Origin of the sequence: Mycobacterium sp. PO1, from assembly GCF_017312405.1 — a bacterium.
Classification (GTDB): Bacteria; Actinomycetota; Actinomycetes; order Mycobacteriales; family Mycobacteriaceae; genus Mycobacterium.
In genome coordinates this window covers 1-1,633 of the sequence record NZ_BLTG01000100.1, presented here as the reverse complement: position 1 = coordinate 1,633, position 1,633 = coordinate 1, and the positions used below count along the sequence as shown (strand labels likewise).

At 62.7% G+C, this 1,633-nt stretch carries 2 protein-coding genes; both read left to right on the top strand.

Going from position 1 to position 1,633, the window contains the following annotated elements; all coding sequences use genetic code 11:
* On the top strand, positions 1-297 hold a 297-nt coding region (locus J3476_RS25205; RefSeq protein ID WP_207069044.1), incomplete at its 5' end, for an SCP2 sterol-binding domain-containing protein.
* Between the two features lie 167 nt (positions 298-464).
* Entirely contained in the window at positions 465-1,490 is a 1,026-nt protein-coding gene (locus J3476_RS25200; protein ID WP_207069043.1) for a dihydrodipicolinate synthase family protein, read from the top strand.
* The last annotated feature ends 143 nt before the right edge of the window (positions 1,491-1,633 follow it).

The window sequence follows — 1,633 nt, the reverse complement described above, 5'->3', positions numbered from 1 at the left end:
CATGACGTGGTGCTCCGCGTATCCGTGTCGCAGAGCCCGGCCAGCGATGACTACTACATGCATTTCTCTGACGGGTCGCTCATCGTCGGTATCGGATCCCCGCCGCGCACGCCCGACGTGGAGGCCGAGCTCAGCTACGAAACAAACGTCGAGCTGTCTCGGGGTGCGCTCAACGGCCAGACCGCGACCATGACCGGGCAGATGAAAGCCGTCGGCAACATGATGAAGATGATGTCGATCGGAAAAGCCCAGGATCGGCTCGCAGAACTCGAGAGCGGCTTAGACATCGACTACTAGCACTTATCGCGGCGCCTAGAGTTGACTTCGCGCCGAGGGACACAATGCCACGAACGGGAGTGCATCGGCACCTACCATCGGCTCAAGTCCCACCCTGGACGGTCCGGCGCGACCATACCGCCAACAAAGCCATTCCGAAAATCCTCAAACCAGATTGGACACGGCTGATGACAACACGCACCAGCGAACTCGTTCCCAGCGACATGAAGGGGTTGTGGGGATTCGTGCCGGCCTGCTCGACGCCGGACGCCGCCGATGTCAACGCGGTCGACACGATCGACACCGATGCGCTGGCGTCTCTGGTTGATCGTCTGGTTCGTGATGGTGTCGACGGCATCGTCACGACCGGCAGCGCCGGCGAGTCGCACACCCTTTCCGACGACGAATACCGCACGCTCATCACCACGGTCGTGGAGACGGTGAACGCTCGGGTTCCGGTGTTCGTTGGTGCCAGTACGCTCAACACGCGCGACTCGATCCGACGCGCCCGCGTCATCGCCGACCTCGGGGCGGACGGGATCATGAGCGGACCGCCGATGTATTTGCCGCAGACTGCCGAGAACGCGGTCCAGTACTATAAAGACCTCGCCGAGGCCGTTCCGGAGCTGGCGATTATGATTTACCAGAACCCGCATGCGTTCCGCATCACATTGCCGCCCGGTGCATTTAGGGAGCTGGCCCAGATTCGCAATGTCGTTGCGCTCAAGCAGACCTCGATGGACATCTTCAATGTGATCGGCGCCATCAAAGCGGTCAAGGACAAGATGTCGGTCCTCGTCTTGGACCAGTTGATGTACCCCGCAATGATGTTCGGCGCTGCCGGAGCGTGGAGCATCGACGTATGCATGGGCCCTTGGCCCGCGCTTTCGCTGCGCGATGCATGCCAGCGTGGCAACTGGACAGAGGCCGCGGCCATCGCCGACCAGATGCAGGCGCCATTTCGAACGCTGGGTCTGACTATGGAGGAATTCCAAGCCATGCAGTCCGCCTGGTGGAAGATGGCAATCGACACTGCGGGCTATGGGCGTGCTGGGGCTGCTCGGCCGCCCTTCGTTCACATACCGCAGACCGTCGTCGATTCCGCGCACCGCTACGGTGAACGCTGGGCAGGACTTGCGGAGCGCTATCACCGGTCAAGGGAAGCCGCTGGGCTGCCGCCTGCCGCGGCGAACGTCGCCGCCGCGTCGTCATAGACGCCGGGGAAGAACCGTCAGGGCGACCTGCTGACCACTCCCCCCACCTCTAGGCGTCTAGGTCTGTCGCCAACGTCGCCAGCCCACTCAGCAGCGACTGAACTTCGGGCAGGACTGCCAAGCGCCGAGCAATGCGACGGCGG